We start from the raw sequence: 14,249 nt of genomic DNA, 5'->3' as shown, positions 1-14,249 counted from the left end.
GTGTGCAGTTTTGAAAGTGTCACTCAATATACTTGCCCTTTGATAGAAGCAGTGATATCTTTTAGTAGTGTGTGAGGAGCAAGTTAAGAATAAAAAGCGTTTGGGGTGGAAACACGGCAACACTCCCAGGCGCTTTTTAATTTGCATATAGAAATTGGATTGCTTGTACAGTTTTCAAAGTGTCACTCAATATACTTGCCTTTTGATAGAAGCAGTGATATCTTTTAGTAGTGTGTGAGGAGCAAGTTAAGAATAAAAAGCGTTTGGGGTGGAAACACGGCAACACTCCCAAGCGCTTTTTAATTGGTATGCAAAAAAAATCCTTGCAGATTCGCTGGAGTTATTGAGATAATCACCTACAATTAAACATCCAGTCAACCCCATCCACAATCAGAAATTTAGGTGCAAATTAATCGGCTGACTCAACAAATTCAGTTCATCATCGAAATTGATCGATTGAAACAGGTGATGCGCCAAACCCTACTCACTGATGGGTCACGCCAGGAAAATAGTGCAGAACACTCTTGGCATTTGGCAGTCATGGCGATCGCATTAGCAGAATATGCCCCAGAGGATGTTAATATATTTCAAGCCATCAAAATGCTGCTAATTCACGATTTGGTAGAAATTGATGCAGGTGATACCTTCTGTTACGATGTGCAGGGTAATCACAGCAAGGCAGAACGAGAAGCTCAAGCAGCATTACGCTTATTCGGACTTTTGCCAGATGATCAAGGCAGCGAGTTGCGTTTACTCTGGGATGAGTTTGAAGCAGGAAAAACACCTACTGCTAAGTTTGCCGCAGCCCTAGACCGCATACAACCCTTGCTGCACAATCAGCAAACTCAGGGCGGAAGCTGGCGTATTCATGGCATTAGGCGCGAGCAGGTGATGAAACGAGTCGCGCCTGTAGAAACAGGTGCGCCGGAACTCTGGCCTTTTGTCCTGCAACTGATTGATGATTGTGTGACAGCAGGGTATCTTAAAGAGACTTCTGCCCTCAAGATTGAATGGCACTAAGTTAAGATACAGCCCTTGCCCTGACTGGTTCCCAGCCTCCAGGCTGGTAATCCTATTGGGAGGCTCCGCCTCCTCTTTCTTGACGAGAGGCAGAGCCTCTCAGAATACATTCCCAGTCTTAGACTGGGAACGAGGTGACACAAGCCTTTGGGCTTTTCTTAGTGCCATTCCCTCAAGATTCAATATTGATGCGCTAAAATTGCCTGCCACTCGGATGGCGAGAGGGGTTGCAACTCTATCTGCATATCAAAACAATGAATAGCTGCGGCAACTAAAGCTGCAATAATCTTTTCTACAGTCAGACTTTGAGGCAGTTCCACGTTGGTAAAAGATTCTCCACCAAATACCTGAGCAAATAGTTCAGCATCCGGTTGCAAACGCATGGAACCATGTTGCAAAATTCCCCCTCCACGTCGGAGTTGAGCGCTACCAATGAGTTTGGCGCCATCTGACAAAACTAAATCTGCACTGGTAGCGGTGCCAAAACAGTTAGGGTTGTGGATGTAGCCTCGTCCTTCTGTACCATAATGTAATTCTACACCAAGCGATCGCCACCCTTGAATCAAAAACTCACAAATTTTTTCGTACACCTGGAGGCGACTACCTATAAAGCCAGATGTCACGACAGCGTAAGTTAAATCACCTTGGTGTAGCACCGCCCGTCCACCGGTAGGACGCCGCACGAGAGCCAACTTCTCACTTTGCCATGTCAAATTTTGCCAATATTCAGGGTATTGGCGTTGATGATAACCGAGAGAAATGGCAGGTGGCGACCAAATATAAAAGCGGAGAGTTGGCGGATGCTTTCCAGACTGATGCTGTTCTAGTAACCAACTATCAATCGCCATTTGCACATTTCCAGCCGCCTCCAGCAAAGGAATTAGTCGCCAAACCTGCTTACTAGGCATCAGATGCAGCTAAAATCCAAAATCCAAAATCCAAAATCTAAAATTCCTTAAGTTGCACCAAATTCAGACTGTAAAGCTTCATCATTATTATCAGCGATCGTTGCCACGATGGTAATTAGCCGAGACACTTCACCAGGAGACAACTCCGCTAAGGTGCGTGTCGATATCACAACCACCCGGTTTTCAATAATACCGAAACGCGCTTCAAAAGTGCTAGAGCAGTTTAACTCTAACAGATATCGCAGCAACCTGGGTTCATCTTTGGCAGGTAAATTTAGCACCGCAGACCAAACCGTTATAGTGTCTTCATCGGTTATCCCGTTGAGTTGGACAAATACTTCTACACTTCCGTACTTAAATTTCCAGAGATGACTACCATCTGGACTGTGGCTAACCATCGCACTGTCATCTTGTTCTAAAGAATCGATGACATTTTCAATGACATCTAGATGATTAATGCTTGTCGCCTCGGCGACTAGCTCGTTATTGGTTAAGGTTTCTTGGTAGCTTGCCATACAGATTTTTTCTCAACACACTCGCTGTTTTATCTACACATACTTTATAACTTGTGGACGCAGTTAGTTTAAGTGATAGTCTGGTTATCAGTCATACTAGCTCGGGTGAGTTTAAGTTATTTAGTAAAAATTATTACCTAAAAATTTAGATTAATTACTTATAATATGTCTGTAACTACACCTGAATCAAAGCAAGAGTCTAATACCATTCCTCAGGATTTAAAAAGCCTTTCTTTTTCATAACCGAGATATGCCTTTTGTTAGAAGGATAATTACTTTTTTATAGTTAATCTTTATTTGTACTCCGCAAAGCAAGCTTAATTGGCATGATAAATTTAATTTCTAGAACGGTTAGTTATATCAGTTCCCTGCTTAAAGGACTTCAGGTAAAACCTTTTTTGGCTGTTGTCCTAGTTGGTTTTGTAGTGCTGACGACGAATGTTGCTCCTGGGGAGAATAACAAAGCCTTAAAGGAAAGAGTTCGTGAACTGATACAACAAGATGATTCTCAAAGACCAAGAACAATAGGGGAGTGGAATAAAGAAGCTCGTGAAACGGAAGATGCTCCTGGTAAACGACTTCAGAAGATTGGGGAAGAGTCAGCAGAAGCCTTTAAACAATTTGGGGCGGGGTATGTAGAGGGTGCTCAGAAAACTGCTGGTGATGTAGGCGAAAGTGCGGTGCAGACAGGCAAAGATATCTCTAACAAAGTTCAACGCTAAATGCTTTGTGATCCTCTATTGGTAGCGAAGACGGACACCAATTCTAAGTAAAGCTGCACATTAAGCACACCACATAGGCATTTATATGCAGCTTTACACAGAAACGGGATGAGAAGTTTTCGCCAACGAATGAGTAATAATAACGACGCTGGTATTTAACCAACGAACTCTTTCAATATTTCGATAACCCGCTTACGCTTTCTGATCAGCTATTATAGCGGTTCTCAGTTGGATACAATATCTAGCCTTTCTCATTTGCATAAAATATAGGTTTTTCGTAGGGGCGCACATCTGTGTGCCCCTACTGCATATTGTATCCAAAGGAAAATTGTTATAAATTATCATCACCTTTTTTAACTTAACGTCTTTAAACATTAGACCTATCTTTTCTTACCATAAATTGCTGCACTCTTTATTTTATAAGCTTTTAAGCCCATTTCGTCACTTTGTCAGGTAGCTAACAGTAGAATAACTGTTTTAAAACATGAAACAATAAAGAGACAGCTAAGAAAAAAGCAAATTAATAATTAGCCATATGAAGGAATCTAAGGGCAAGCGAAAGCGGGGACTTGTGCTAACTTATGCTGGGCTGAAGCGTTTGCAAGCGGCGATTTTGGCTATGGAAAAAGCACAGAACAATAACAATCGCTTTACTCTAGAAGAGTTAGGCGATCGCATAAATGTTTCTACCAAAACTCTAAACCGATTATGGTCGTTGAATACAGGCGTGGATCAAAAAACCCTGAAATTGTGCTTTAGCGCCTTTAGCCTAGAATTACACACAGAAGACTATGCAATCCTAAATGAACCGAATCATGCTGAAATCTCTCCAATTTTACCCCTGAGTTTAAATACACACGAGTTGAATTTATCTCCGTCTTTATCCGTAGGGTCATTTGTTACTCAAGAGCATAACCAACTCGAAAATCTTTGGTCATATCCAGATGGGCCTGTACCTCTGGATTCTCCCTTCTATATTGAACGTCCTCCCATTGAAGAACTGGTTTATCGAGAAGTAACTCAACCAGGTTGTGTAATCAGGATTCGAGCCGCCAGAGAAATGGGTAAAACTTCTCTTGTGCTGCGACTGTTAGCCTTTGCCCGGACGCAAGGTTATCGCACGGTGAACCTGAATTGCAGCCAAATTGATTCAAATTGTCTGACAGACTTAAACAAGCTTTTGCGTTGTCTTTGCTGGCGAGCTGCAACAGAATTAGGCATTGCCCCCAACCTAGATCGTAACTGGGACGAGGAAATAGGCTCTAAGCTGAGTTGCATTTTTTATCTGCAATCTTATCTGCTCAACCAGAGCGAAAGTCCAGTGGTTTTAGTGTTGAATGAGATTGATCGCTTTTTTGAACATCCTCAAATTGCTCAGGAGTTCTTTTCTTTATTGCGCTCTTGGTATGAGGAAGCACGACAAAATACCAACTTGCAAAAACTGAGGCTAGTGGTGGTTTACTCCACAGAAGTTTATGTGTCTATGGATATCAACCGCTCCCCATTTAATATAGGACTACCTATTCGTTTACCAGAATTTACTGTGCAACAAGTAGAAAATTTAGCCCAACGGCATGGGCTAGACTGGAGTTGTGGCAAGGAGGCTACCCAACTGATGTCGCTTGTAGGGGGACATCCAGCACTGATTAGGATTGCTCTGTATTATCTGTGTTCTCAAGGAATCACCTTAGGAGAATTGGTACATGAGGCGATCGCTAACGGTGGGATTTATCGTTATCATTTATGGCGACACTGGGCAATATTACAAGAAAATCTCAGTTTGGCAAGAGCTTATATTGAAGTTGTGGCAGCAAAGCAAAGCATTTATCTCAATCCCATTGATGCTCATAAGCTCGAAAGCTTGGGGTTGATCCGCTATGAAGGCGATCGCATTCTACCGCGTTGCGAACTTTACCGGGCTTACTTTCAAAAACAACTAGGCGTTGCTCAATTTGAATATGAATCATGGCAAAAACGTGCCTGAGAAAAGCTATCAGATTTCAAACATCAAATAGGAATCCCATAATCATCATTTGAGATGAAATACCAAGTTGGCGGTAGTCTCTACAGTAACGATCCCACATACGTTGTGCGTCAGGCAGATGAAAAACTTTATAACAGTTTGAAAATTGGTGATTTTTGTTATGTCTTCAACTCTCGCCAAATGGGTAAATCATCCCTATTACAGCACACAAGTTCTCGCCTCAAAAAAGAAGGCTATAAATGCATATACTTAAATATGACGCAATTGAGTAGCGGGGATACCACACCAGCACAATGGTATAAAGGATTCATAGTCAGCTTGTTGTACGGCTTAAATCTCGCAGAACGCATTAACTTTAAGCACTGGTGGAATATGCAAGCCGGTCTTTCTCCAGTACAAAAGCTACACCAGTTCCTTGAAGAAGTCTTGCTACCAAATATTCACAGCGATTCTCAAAGAAATGGTGAAGCCTCTGGTAGAAAAGGCATTTTCATCTTTATTGATGAGATTGATAGTCTGCTGAGTTTAAATTTTCCTGTCAACGACTTTTTTGCCTGGATTCGTCATTGTTACAACCAACAGGCGCACAACCCAAATTTTCAACGCCTGGGATTTGCATTGTTTGGAGTGGCTAATCCATCTGATTTAATTGCCGACAAATGCCGGACACTCTTTAACATTTTTACGGCAATCGGGTTATACGGCTTTCGATTACATGAAGCTGAACCATTGCTAAAAGGGTTAAAGAGAGCCGTCAGCCAACCAGAAGCCGTGCTACAAGAGATTATTTACTGGACAGGGGGACAACCATTTCTAACCCAAAAACTCTGTCAGCTAGTTCTCCAAACTGCCTTAAAGTCATCAAATGAGAAAATTGCCCTATCTCCAAAAACTGAAGCGCGTTGGGTAGAAAAATTGGTGCGATCGCACATTATCCAACATTGGGAATCACAAGATCAACCCGAACACCTCCGCACTATTCGCGATCGCTTGCTTTTCAATGAACAGATGGCAGGGCGGTTGTTGAGTCTTTATCAGCAGATATTGCAAGCAGAGAAAACAGGAAGCAGGGAACAGACTTCCATTCCTGATCTTTGGGTGTCTACTGATGATAGTCGAGAACAGACAGAACTTTTACTATCTGGATTGGTTGAGAAGCACAACGGCTATCTGAAAATTAAAAATCCTATCTACCGCAGTATCTTCAATTCTGAATGGGTGGTAAGGCAATTAGACAATCTGCGCCCTTACTCACAGGCATTCAATGCTTGGTAAGTAGATGGTTCTAGATAAATATAAGATAGTTTGTCATTGCGTTCGCCCTTAGAGGATGTTTGAAAAGTCCTCTTGTCGGTATCAAAAGTTTTAGATCCCTCTAAATCTCCCGATAAATTGGGAGACTTTGATTCCGGTTCCCCCCTTTTTAAGGGGGGTTAGGGGGGATCTAAAAGTGCCTAAAGTCACAGCGAAACACTTTTCAAACAACCTCTTAGCGTACCCTAAGGGCGAACGCAATGACATATTATATTTAATTTCGCCCAGCTACTTAGCATCGGGCGATCAAGATGAATCACGCCTGGCTATCTGTAGTAACACTGATCAATCCAAATTCGCATTTCTTCTTCAGAACCAAAACAGGCAGAACGTCCTGTCATTGGATCATAGGCGTGCCAACAAGAAGTATAACCATAACGGTCTGATTCCTGCCAAACTTGTAAGTCAGAACCACTATTCATCCAGATGATAAAATGTTGCCAAACTTTTTGGAAAGATAATAAAAAATTAAATTTATTCATAGTGAAAGCACTTGATAAACAGCGAACTATTACTTTTACTCTCACTTAAGATTTTTCAACTGAGAAGGTACAGTTTTAGTAGATTTAATCTAGTACAGTTAAGCGATATTCCAACTGTTATAGTAAAAAATCCTCCAACTGTACTAGGTAAACTTGGTATAAATAGCTTATATTGCCAGTATTGATGATTATTTAGTCATTGAGGAGTGCGCCAAAATGAATATTTTATTGGAACGACAGTCACGCAAACCGATTTATTTGCAGATACGCGATCGCATCAATCGTCTAATTAAATCTGGCGCACTCAAAAGTGGCGATCGCCTCCCTTCTATCCGCTCTCTTGCAGAAAGTTTACAAGTTAATAAACTCACGATTATTGAAGCGTATAACCTTTTAGAAGCAGACGGTATTGTTACTGCTCGTCAAGGTTCAGGATATTTTGTCAACAACCTTTCTATTAAGAGTACCAACCTGGAATCTACATTTGCCCCAGCCCAAAATGTCATGATTCCAGAGCCAGGAAAGTGTTCTTTTTATGATACATACATTCCTATCAAACAAGCACAAGCGCAGCCAGGAATGATTAATTTTGGCTATGGTTCCCCACGCCCGCCAAAAGATATTACCCTAATTGCCAGACGAGCATTAAGGCAAGAAGATGCTGATGTTTTCTGTCCCTACGATTTGCCTCAAGGACAACTAACTCTGTGCAGACAAATTGCCCAGATGCTAGTACATCAAGGATTAGAAGTTTTTCCAGAGGATTTAATTATTACTAATGGCTCACAGCAAGGTTTGTCATTAGCGATGAATTATTATGTAAAACCTGGTGATTGGGTGATTGTGGAAGCTCCTACCTATTACGGTGCAATCTCTATTTTAGAAAACTTAGGAGCCAGAATTATTGGCATTCCGATGACTGCGGAGGGAATGAATTTAGATTTATTAGAACAATATTTACACAGCCATCGTCCCAAATTAATTTATACAATTACCACCTTCCACAATCCAACCGGATTGACGACAGCCCAAGTTCATCGTCAACAATTACTAGCATTAGCTGAAAAATACAACTGTCCAATTTTGGAAGATAATGCTTATGAAGGACTGAATTTTGAGCCTGTACCACCACCAATCAAAGCTTTAGATAAAAATGACATAGTAACTTATTTAGGCACATTTTCTAAAACTTTAATGCCTGGGTTACGAGTAGGCTATATGGTGGTTACAGGTAATAATTATCAAACGATAATTGAGCAAAAATTACTCTATGACTTTCACACCTCTAGTATTTCCCAAATAATCGTGAGTGAATATCTCGCTTCAGGACATTATCGCCGTCACCTCAACAAACTTCGCACAGATAATCTCCAAAGTCGTCATGTGATGCTGCAAGCTTTGGAGCGTTATTTTCCCGAAGAAGCGCGGTGGACAGTTCCCACGGGAGGGTTATTTCTTTGGGTGCAATTACCGGATGATCTTCCTATTCAGAGGATTCGTAGCGAAGCCTTGGCTCAAAATGTTTACCTAGCTTGTCATTCAGCATTTTTCCCAGATAAGCAGGGTTATCCAGCGATGCGTTTAGCTTTCTGTCTCCCACAAGAGGATATTGAGCAAGGTATCTCCATTGTGGGTAAGTTGCTGAAAAGGTATATTTCTAAAGGACATGAGCAGATATCTAATTATCAACCCCTTGCCTACAGTATTTAGTGATTGTTTTCCGCGCTGAAGATAACTTACACAGTACATCACGTTTTGGCAACCATAAAGTGCCGCTAGAGGTTGATTCCCCAACTCCTAATAGGGTTCGCTTAAGGTTTTTTGACGAAAATTATATATTGGAAAGACGCGATAAATCGCCGTCTCTACAAAAGATTAATTATTAATGCTACGCGCCAAGGTTTTTTTTCCATAGTTTTACCTCTAAGCCTCGTCATTCATGCTTTGAACTCGGAAGGCCGAGCTTTTTGCTCGTCATTCATGCTTTGAACTCGGAAGGCCGACCTTTTTGCTCGGAAGTTTATGCTTTGAACTTGAAAGGCCGACCTTTTTACTCGGAAGTTCATGCTTTGAACTCGGAAGGCCGACCTTTTTGCTCGGAAGTTTATGCTTTGAACTTGAAAGGCCGACCTTTTTACTCGGAAGTTCATGCTTTGAACTCGAAAGGCCGAGCTTTTTGCTCGGAACGTTTCTAAACTTAGCGGGCAAAGTCAAATAATTAAACCTGCCCAGCCGTCAATACTTGAACTGCGGTCAAATTCAGCCCTGGAAAAGTCGCTGATGTAATCAAATCTGTTTCCTGAAATATAGCTTCTTCATATAGCCCATCCACCAGAGTCAACAAAGTTACTTTGGTTTGATCGGCGTCAACAATCCAATATTCAGGGATACCCCGTGCAGCATACTCAGAACGCTTATAGCGGTAGTCTCTATCCTGGTTCACTTTCCCAGGAGAGACAACTTCAACCACCATTATTGGGGAAGGCATATCTGGGGCGATCGTAGCTCGTTTACCTCCTAGAGTCGCTAATAACTCCTGCGTCAATATCATCAAATCTGGCAGTCGCACACGAGTCAGGTTGCCCATCACTACCAATTCTGTATCTTTATGGCGAATGAGTTGAATCGAAATAAACTTGAGAAATTCCGATAGTAAATAAAGAGAAATTAAGTTATTTCTACCCGTTTCCGGTGGCATTTCAACTAACTCCCCATCCACAAGTTCGTACTTGGTGTCTGTGCCATCATCATAGACTAGGTACTCTTCAAGGGTGAGTTTCTTGACGGTTGTGGTAGTAGTCATCGTCTGCACAAATCCTTCTTAGGCGATCGCTTCTGCTGTTTCCAATTCTACGCAGATTCTCTTTAAGAGGAGGGGTATTTATTGAATACCATAACTGAGTTATTGTGATTAAAGGCAAACACAGTAAACGGGTCTTTTTGATTCCCCATCTCCATCCCAGGAGTGCCTACAGGCATATTGGGAACAGATAAACCAACAACATTTGGCTTTTCTTGCAGCAGACGTTTGATGTCATTTGCTGGGACGTGTCCTTCAATGACATATCCATTAATAATTGCTGTGTGACAAGATGACAAGTTATCCGGCACGTTAAACTTTTGTTTGATTGTTTCGATGTCAGGTGTGGAAAAATCTGTAATTTCAAAACCCTGTGCCTTTAAGTGGTCAATCCACCCGCCACAACAATTACAGTCGGGACTGTGATATACAGTGGCATTTAGCGCTGTTGGTTTAAATGCTGTTTGTTTATCCTGGATGCGCCTAGCTAGACTTATTAGTTGAGTATTGGCTGTAACAAAAGTAGGAAAAACAGCTTGAGCATTACTCATAGGAGCAGTGCTTCCCAAGATGCCCAACATTCCTGCTGTTAGACAAATCGTTACCACTACTTTTACAGCAGCACGTACCAATATGGGAGATAAGCATTTTTGCCAGCAATAAATAAATTGTTTGTGTAACATCTGAGACTTCCTAATTCTTATAAAGCAAAAGTGATTTCTGACTTCGCCCATCAAAGCTAACATTAACTCTACTGATGAACTACCTCTAGCTGGCAACGCCATCGCTAGAGGTTTCTACATCCTCTAACTTGTTTTTAGCAAAGTTGCTTTGAGATTTTTGACGCTTCATTGCCCCTAGTTGCTTCATGCTTCCCGCTTGTTTGCGGGTGCGTGAGGTAGTGCTAGACGACTCTGCGACTACGAGGTTAGTTCCTAGCCCCGGTAGAGTACCTTTTGCCCAGTAAAGCATAACTTCGGCAGCAGCAATATCTCTGTCCTGAATGTATCCGCAAACATTACAATTGTGAACTCTAATATCAAGTGTTTTCTTGTGTTGGTGTCCACATTTAGGGCAGGTTTGAGAAGGTTTTACCTGTCGGGTCGGGACTTCTATAAATATCCCTCCGATTTGCTCAGCCTTATATTTTATGCTGCTTCGTAGCATTCCAAAACCAACATCAAGAATAGACTTATTGAGTCCAGCCTTCTGTTTTTTTCGCTTGCCTTTTTTAGCTTTTTGGGTCATGTTTTGAACTTCTAGTTTTTCGGTTGCAATGAAGCTATTACCGCTTACAATTTCTACTGCAACTTGGTGAACCCAATCCTGTCGCTGGTTACCAACTTTACGATACAGCTTACTAACCTTGGCTTGGGCTTTTTTGAACCGTCTAGAAGCTTTTATTTTTTTCTTTCTATTCGGCGCACGTTTACGCCTCTTATCCTTAGATGCTTTCTTGATTAGATGTTCTGCGTTCCTCAAGAACTTGGGTGCATTGATTTGTTGATGATTTTCACCGTCAGTAATTGATAACGCTGCATTACATCCTAAGTCAATACCAACAGCACCAATAGAAAAAATTTCTGGTTTCAGAACTTGGTCTAAAACTTCAACTGTAATAGATGCGTACCATTTCCCATTGCGATAAACAATAGTGCAAGTAGTTGGTTTACCCCAATACTTAGCCAGTCCCCGCATCTGAATACGTCCAATCTTAGACAAAATCAGATAACCATTCTCGCCATTTGACTCAACAGAGTACCCACTTTTAGCTGGATAGCTCCACTAGCAACTTTCTATAAAAAACCTGTTCTTTGGTCTAGTTCTTACTATGTTGCTTCAACTGGTGGCGCACCGATTGAAAAGGTAAAGCAGTATATCAAATCTCAGGAAGCACCAAAGGAATGATTGGAAATTGCTCAAATCCTCTCCGCACTGTTTGAACTACGTCCAAAAACATTTGAGAGGTTTTCGCAATTTTCCGCTATTCATCCCTACCTTGCTTCGCTGAAGGTAGGGACTTTCGCGCTACGTTAATTTGGGGTCGTGAGAAATCCAAAAATTGCAACTTTGCTGTGTGCGATCGCGCCATTACAATAAAGTTTAGACAGAGCTTTGAGAGATTGCCTCGTTCCCAGTCTCTGACTGGGAATGCCTACTTTTAGGCTCCGCCTTCCTGACTCGCGGCAGAGCCGCAATGATGTGCATTTCCAGCCAGAGGCTGGAAACGAGGTTTTAAAGCAGTTTTAGCTTAAGTTGACACCAATGGCGAGACGCCCACCCCACAATAAGTAGTTGAGTATTTTTTATTTGTCAGTCCCTAACCTGCAATTTAGGTTATTATCTGGTGCGCTGATTTGCGGTAGGAGGCATTGCAACAGTGCTAGGATCTAGAATATACGGATCTTTATAGCTCTTTTGTTGGCGAAGGTATTGGACTATTAACTCATTTGCACCACTTGTAGGACAACAGCAAGCTATAGAATTACTCACTCAGGCTGTTAGACAAAACCGGGTTGCTCCAGCGTATTTATTTGTCGGCACAGATGGTGTAGGAAGGAGTTTAGCAGCAAGGTGCTTTATAGAATTGCTATTTTCTAGTGAAATAGGAGTCAATGCGTCTTTACAAAACCGTTTGCGTCAAGGAAACCACCCAGCTTTGTTGTGGGTGCGGCCAACGTACCAATATCAAGGACAACGATTAACAGCAGCAGAAGCGGCTGAGAAAGGACTTAAGCGGAAAGCACCACCTGTAATTCGACTAGAGCAAATTCGGGAAATTACCGAGTTTTTGAGTCGTCCGCCCTTGGAAGCGCCGAGGAATGTGGTAGTGCTGGAGGAAGCCCAAACAATGGCAGAAGCCGCAGCCAATGCTTTACTTAAAACTTTGGAAGAACCGGGACAGGCGACGTTAATTTTAATTGCACCTATGCCTGAATCTGTATTGCCAACCTTGGTGTCACGCTGTCAACGTATTCCTTTTTATCGGTTAGATGCACAGTCTTTGGCTGTTGTCCTCACACAAACAGGCCATCAGGAAATTTTGCAAAATCAGGCAGTATTGAATATAGCAGCTGGCAGTGCCGGAAGTGCGATCGCATCTTACGAGCAGTTACAAACTATTCCCTCTGAGTTACTCGAAGACTTGAAAAAAGCCCCTGCTTCCTACCGCAAAGCTTTGGAGTTAGCCAAAAAAATTGATCAAGATTTAGATACAGAAGCACAACTATGGTTAGTTGATTATCTTCAGCAGATATACTGGCAGCAGTGGCATCAACCCAGTATCATTAACCAGTTAGAACAAACTCGTAAATACTTACTTGCTTACGCTCAACCACGGTTAGTTTGGGAATGTCTGCTTTTATCTATCTGCCAAAAATAAAATCACATTCACTAAAACGTTACAATTTTTTACACTAAAAACTCACTCTTTCTCACCGACAAAGCGATCGCATTTGGATTAATAATTAAATACAATATAGGAAGTTAATGTCTACTTCTCAAACTATAAAAAGGAGATCAAGTCAATGAAATTTGGTATTGATATCGGACACAATTGCCCTCCTCACGATACAGGGGCAACAGGCATTAAACAAGAAGATACTTTAACTAAAGCAGTTGGAACACAATTGATCCAAAAACTTAAGGCAGCAGGTCATACCGTTATTGATTGCACTCCCACAACCGCTAGCAGTGTAAACGATTCTCTGAGACAACGAACCAATAAAGCCAATACTAATAACGTTAATGTCTTTGTCTCGATTCACTTTAATAAATTTAACGCTATAGCCAGTGGCACAGAAATTTTTGCCATTAGTAATGTATCAAAAGGTATAGCTCAATCAGTTCTGAAAGAGATTCTTAAACTTGGATTTAAAAATAGAGGAGTTAAAAACACAGGTTTCTTTGTTTTGAAAAATACACAAATGCCAGCTATCTTAATTGAGTGTTGTTTTTGTGATGCAAAAGTAGATATGGATCGCTTTGATGCTGAAAAAATGGCCGAGGCGATCAAAGATGGATTAATTGGTCAGTCAGATGAGGATGATTTACCCAAACCTGATAAAAGTTACATTTTGCAAATTACAAAAGCAACTGTTTTAAAGCCTTCCACAGACCAAGCATCAGAGCTAGCACAAGAATCTCTTGTCGATATTGAACCAGGAAATTACCCAGTTTTAGATGTCCGTTTTGAGGAAAACCATTATTGGGTTAAGTGGCCTGATAAAAGTAAAGGTAACAGAAATCAGCATTTTGTTTTTGCTGGACACAGCAAAGTTATAGAAAAAGATTAACTAAACTCTATCTAAATAATTCGTGACAAGCCAAAAAGCCCTCCTGTAGAGACGCGATTTATCGCGTCTAAAAGACTGGCACGTTAGAGAGACGCGATAAATCGCCGTCTCTACAGGGAATGTACTACTATTTTCGACTTGTGTGTACACCGTAGGCTCCACGCAGGGGGAAGGGCTTGCTCCCCCTGCTCCCTTCCCTCCTGCCTCTT

At 41.6% G+C, this 14,249-nt stretch carries 13 protein-coding genes and 2 pseudogenes; 9 read left to right on the top strand and 6 right to left on the bottom strand.

What is annotated here, in order from left to right:
* The first annotated feature begins 402 nt into the window (after nucleotides 1–402).
* Complete coding sequence (locus tag F8S12_RS16215) at nucleotides 403–1,020, top strand: HD domain-containing protein (protein WP_196517177.1); 618 nt, start codon at nucleotides 403–405, stop codon at nucleotides 1,018–1,020.
* 179 nt (nucleotides 1,021–1,199) lie between these two features.
* Here the strand turns inward: F8S12_RS16215 and F8S12_RS16210 are convergent, their stop codons facing one another.
* On the bottom strand, nucleotides 1,200–1,928 hold the full coding sequence (locus F8S12_RS16210; protein ID WP_196517176.1) for a lipoate--protein ligase family protein: 729 nt from the start codon (nucleotides 1,926–1,928) through the stop codon (nucleotides 1,200–1,202).
* A 47-nt stretch (nucleotides 1,929–1,975) separates the two neighbouring features.
* Entirely contained in the window at nucleotides 1,976–2,443 is a 468-nt protein-coding gene (locus F8S12_RS16205; RefSeq protein ID WP_196517175.1) for a YbjN domain-containing protein, read from the bottom strand.
* A 326-nt stretch (nucleotides 2,444–2,769) separates the two neighbouring features.
* Between F8S12_RS16205 and F8S12_RS16200 the strand changes: the two genes are divergently transcribed.
* The 3 genes from F8S12_RS16200 to F8S12_RS16190 all read left to right on the top strand — a co-directional run bounded on the left by F8S12_RS16200 (nucleotide 2,770) and on the right by F8S12_RS16190 (nucleotide 6,424).
* Nucleotides 2,770–3,165, top strand: coding sequence for a hypothetical protein (locus F8S12_RS16200; protein ID WP_196517174.1), 396 nt, complete (start codon nucleotides 2,770–2,772; stop codon nucleotides 3,163–3,165).
* 535 nt (nucleotides 3,166–3,700) lie between these two features.
* Nucleotides 3,701–5,149 carry an AAA-like domain-containing protein gene (locus F8S12_RS16195; RefSeq protein ID WP_196517173.1) on the top strand — a complete coding sequence of 483 codons (1,449 nt, stop codon included), beginning with the start codon at nucleotides 3,701–3,703 and terminating at the stop codon, nucleotides 5,147–5,149.
* Between the two features lie 54 nt (nucleotides 5,150–5,203).
* On the top strand, nucleotides 5,204–6,424 hold the full coding sequence (locus tag F8S12_RS16190; RefSeq protein ID WP_196517172.1) for an AAA-like domain-containing protein: 1,221 nt from the start codon (nucleotides 5,204–5,206) through the stop codon (nucleotides 6,422–6,424).
* 305 nt (nucleotides 6,425–6,729) lie between these two features.
* Here the strand turns inward: F8S12_RS16190 and F8S12_RS16185 are convergent, their stop codons facing one another.
* The gene (locus F8S12_RS16185) at nucleotides 6,730–6,945 is read right to left on the bottom strand and encodes a hypothetical protein (protein WP_196517171.1); all 216 of its coding nucleotides are present in this window, start codon (nucleotides 6,943–6,945) and stop codon (nucleotides 6,730–6,732) included.
* 216 nt (nucleotides 6,946–7,161) lie between these two features.
* Here F8S12_RS16185 and F8S12_RS16180 point away from each other — a divergent pair, with 216 nt between their 5' ends.
* Nucleotides 7,162–8,655 carry an aminotransferase-like domain-containing protein gene (locus F8S12_RS16180; RefSeq protein ID WP_196517170.1) on the top strand — a complete coding sequence of 498 codons (1,494 nt, stop codon included), beginning with the start codon at nucleotides 7,162–7,164 and terminating at the stop codon, nucleotides 8,653–8,655.
* Between the two features lie 257 nt (nucleotides 8,656–8,912).
* On the top strand, nucleotides 8,913–9,140 hold the full coding sequence (locus F8S12_RS16175; RefSeq protein WP_196517169.1) for a hypothetical protein: 228 nt from the start codon (nucleotides 8,913–8,915) through the stop codon (nucleotides 9,138–9,140).
* 23 nt (nucleotides 9,141–9,163) lie between these two features.
* On the opposite strand, the gene F8S12_RS16170 is transcribed toward F8S12_RS16175, so the two are convergent.
* From F8S12_RS16170 to F8S12_RS16160, 3 genes and pseudogenes are all read right to left on the bottom strand, one after another.
* Nucleotides 9,164–9,748 (bottom strand): Uma2 family endonuclease, encoded by a 585-nt coding sequence (locus F8S12_RS16170; RefSeq protein WP_196517168.1) that lies wholly within the window; start codon nucleotides 9,746–9,748, stop codon nucleotides 9,164–9,166.
* 62 nt (nucleotides 9,749–9,810) lie between these two features.
* A complete protein-coding gene (locus F8S12_RS16165) occupies nucleotides 9,811–10,428 on the bottom strand; it encodes a DUF411 domain-containing protein (protein WP_196517167.1) in 618 nt (205 codons plus the stop codon).
* 85 nt (nucleotides 10,429–10,513) lie between these two features.
* Nucleotides 10,514–11,494: pseudogene (locus F8S12_RS16160) on the bottom strand (RNA-guided endonuclease InsQ/TnpB family protein); the annotation flags it as partial.
* Between the two features lie 45 nt (nucleotides 11,495–11,539).
* Between F8S12_RS16160 and F8S12_RS16155 the strand changes: the two are divergent.
* The 3 genes and pseudogenes from F8S12_RS16155 to F8S12_RS16145 all read left to right on the top strand — a co-directional run.
* Nucleotides 11,540–11,653: pseudogene (locus F8S12_RS16155) on the top strand (transposase); the annotation flags it as partial.
* Nucleotides 11,654–12,185: 532 nt separating this feature from the next.
* On the top strand, nucleotides 12,186–13,127 hold the full coding sequence (locus tag F8S12_RS16150; protein ID WP_196517187.1) for a DNA polymerase III subunit delta': 942 nt from the start codon (nucleotides 12,186–12,188) through the stop codon (nucleotides 13,125–13,127).
* A gap of 145 nt (nucleotides 13,128–13,272) precedes the next feature.
* Nucleotides 13,273–14,040 (top strand): N-acetylmuramoyl-L-alanine amidase, encoded by a 768-nt coding sequence (locus F8S12_RS16145; protein ID WP_196517166.1) that lies wholly within the window; start codon nucleotides 13,273–13,275, stop codon nucleotides 14,038–14,040.
* The last annotated feature ends 209 nt before the right edge of the window (nucleotides 14,041–14,249 follow it).

The organism is Nostoc sp. WHI (assembly GCF_015714725.1).
In the GTDB taxonomy this organism is placed as follows: Bacteria; Cyanobacteriota; Cyanobacteriia; order Cyanobacteriales; family Nostocaceae; genus Nostoc.
Note: the sequence above shows the minus strand (reverse complement) of the source record. Positions and strands in the feature narration are given on the sequence as shown.

Bases quoted from the DNA above. Each gene is read 5' to 3' on its own strand.
- F8S12_RS16180 (WP_196517170.1), top strand. From the start codon at position 7,162: ATGAATATTTTATTGGAACGACAGTCACGCAAACCGATTTATTTGCAG.
- F8S12_RS16170 (WP_196517168.1), bottom strand. From the start codon at position 9,748: ATGACTACTACCACAACCGTCAAGAAACTCACCCTTGAAGAGTACCTA.
- F8S12_RS16205 (WP_196517175.1), bottom strand. From the start codon at position 2,443: ATGGCAAGCTACCAAGAAACCTTAACCAATAACGAGCTAGTCGCCGAG.
- F8S12_RS16145 (WP_196517166.1), top strand. From the start codon at position 13,273: ATGAAATTTGGTATTGATATCGGACACAATTGCCCTCCTCACGATACA.
- F8S12_RS16190 (WP_196517172.1), top strand. From the start codon at position 5,204: ATGAAATACCAAGTTGGCGGTAGTCTCTACAGTAACGATCCCACATAC.
- F8S12_RS16195 (WP_196517173.1), top strand. From the start codon at position 3,701: ATGAAGGAATCTAAGGGCAAGCGAAAGCGGGGACTTGTGCTAACTTAT.
- F8S12_RS16200 (WP_196517174.1), top strand. From the start codon at position 2,770: ATGATAAATTTAATTTCTAGAACGGTTAGTTATATCAGTTCCCTGCTT.
- F8S12_RS16185 (WP_196517171.1), bottom strand. From the start codon at position 6,945: ATGAATAAATTTAATTTTTTATTATCTTTCCAAAAAGTTTGGCAACAT.
- F8S12_RS16210 (WP_196517176.1), bottom strand. From the start codon at position 1,928: ATGCCTAGTAAGCAGGTTTGGCGACTAATTCCTTTGCTGGAGGCGGCT.
- F8S12_RS16165 (WP_196517167.1), bottom strand. From the start codon at position 10,428: ATGTTACACAAACAATTTATTTATTGCTGGCAAAAATGCTTATCTCCC.